The following is a 2,381-nucleotide window of genomic DNA, read 5'->3' on the forward strand; positions in this document are numbered from 1 at the left end:
CCGAGTTCGGCGCGGACGCGCGCGTGCCAGTACTCGGCGAGTGCCTCGGCCAACTGCACGGACAGGCCGTGCAGTTCGAGGTAGTCGCGGTAGGCGTCGGCCTCGAACAGCCGCGCGGTCTCCTCCCCGATGCGGGAGCCGACGGTGACCACCTGGAGGCCGACGACATCGGTCTCCCCCGACTCCTCCGGGCGGAAGAAGTCGGCCAGGCACAGGCGGCGACCGCGGCGTTGACGGGGGAAGCTGAAACGGGTCAGTTCGGACCCGTGGTCGTCCAGGATGATCAGGTCGTCGTCCTTGGACACGCACGGGAAGTAGCCGTACACGACGGCCGCTTCCAGCAGGTTGTCCGTCTGGAGCCGGTCGAGCAGGCCGCGCAGCCGGGGCCGGCCCTCGGTCTCGACCAGCTCCTCGTAGGAGGGCCCCTCACCGGTACGGGCCTGCTTCAGGCCCCACTGGCCCTTGAACAGCGCGCCCTCGTCCAGCCAGGACGCGTATTCCTTCAGCTGGATGCCCTTGACGACGCGGGTGCCCCAGAAGGGCGGCGTGGGGACCGGGTTGTCGGTGGCGACGTCGGAGCGGACCGCGCCCTCGACGGGGCGTTCCTCGACCTCGACGGTGGCCGCCTTGACCCTGCGCTGCTTGAGTTCGGGCAGTTGCGCGCCGGGCACGCCGCGCTTGATGCCGATCAGGGCGTCCATCAGGCGCAGGCCCTCGAAGGCGTCGCGGGCGTAGCGGACTTCGCCGTCGTAGATGTCGTGGAGGTCCTGCTCGACGTAGGCGCGGGTGAGGGCGGCGCCGCCGAGGATGACCGGGTACTTGGCCGCCAGGCCGCGGGTGTTGAGCTCCTCCAGGTTCTCCTTCATGATCACGGTGGATTTGACCAGGAGTCCGGACATGCCGATGACGTCGGCCTTGTGTTCCTCGGCGGCCTCCAGGATCGCGGAGACGGGCTGCTTGATGCCGAGGTTGACGACCGTGTAGCCGTTGTTGGACAGGATGATGTCGACCAGGTTCTTGCCGATGTCGTGCACGTCCCCGCGCACGGTCGCCAGCACGATGGTGCCCTTGCCGGCCTCGTCGCCCTCGACCTTCTCCATGTGCGGCTCCAGGTGGGCGACGGCGGTCTTCATCACCTCGGCGGACTGCAGCACGAACGGCAGCTGCATCCGCCCGGAGCCGAACAGCTCACCGACCACCTTCATGCCGTCCAGCAGCGTGTCGTTGACGATGTCCAGCGCCCGGCGGGACCGGAGGGCTTCGTCCAGGTCGGCCTCCAGGCCGTTGCGCTCCCCGTCGATGATCCGCCGCTTCAGCCGCTCCTCCAGCGGCAGCGCGGCCAGCTCCTCGGCCCGCCCCGCCTTCAGCGACGTGGTGGTGGCACCCTCGAACAGGGCCATCAGCTTCTGCAGCGGGTCATAGCCCTCGCCGCGCCGGTCGTAGATCAGGTCCAGGGCGGTGGCGACTTCCTCCTCGCTGAACCGGGCGATCGGCAGGATCTTCGAGGCGTGCACGATCGCCGAGTCCAGGCCCGCCTTCACACACTCGTCCAAAAACACCGAGTTCAGCAGGACACGGGCGGCCGGGTTCAGCCCGAAGGAGATGTTCGACAGGCCCAGCGTGGTCTGCACGCCGGGGTGACGCCTCTTCAGCTCGCGGATGCCCTCGATGGTGGCGATGCCGTCCTTGCGGGACTCCTCCTGACCGGTGCAGATCGTGAACGTCAGACAGTCCACGAGGATGTCCTCCTCACGGATGCCCCAGTTCCCGGTCAGGTCGGCGATCAGCCGCTCGGCGATCTCCACCTTCTTCTGTGCCGTGCGGGCCTGGCCCTCCTCGTCGATGGTCAGCGCGATCAGCGCCGCCCCGTGCTCACGCGCCAGCCGGGTGACCTTCGCAAAGCGGGACTCGGGACCGTCACCGTCCTCGTAGTTGACGGAGTTGATGACCGCACGGCCGCCCAGCTTCTCCAGACCCGCCCGGATCACCTCCACCTCGGTGGAGTCCAGCACCACCGGCAGCGTCGAGGCCGTCGCGAAACGCCCGGCCAGCTCCGCCATGTCGGCCACCCCGTCACGGCCCACATAGTCCACGCACAGGTCGAGCATGTGGGCGCCCTCGCGGATCTGCTCACGGGCCATCTCCACGCAGTCGTCCCAGCGGCCCTCCAGCATCGCCTCACGGAACTTCCTCGAGCCGTTGGCGTTCGTCCGCTCACCGATCGCCAGATACGACGTGTCCTGCCTGAACGGCACCGACTGGTACAGCGACGCCGCACCCGGCTCCGGACGCGGATCACGCACCGCCGGAACCAGACCCCGCACCCGCTCCACCACCCGACGCAGATGCTCCGGCGTCGTACCACAGCAACCACCCACCAG

General features: G+C 68.8%; 1 protein-coding gene. It reads right to left on the minus strand.

From position 1 onward, the window contains the following. A partial coding sequence (locus AB0M97_RS30730) for a dihydropteroate synthase (RefSeq protein WP_365964256.1) occupies positions 1-2,381 on the minus strand: 2,381 nt, incomplete at both ends.

Origin of the sequence: Streptomyces sp. NPDC051207 (assembly GCF_040682395.1) — a bacterium.
In the GTDB taxonomy this organism is placed as follows: Bacteria; Actinomycetota; Actinomycetes; order Streptomycetales; family Streptomycetaceae; genus Streptomyces.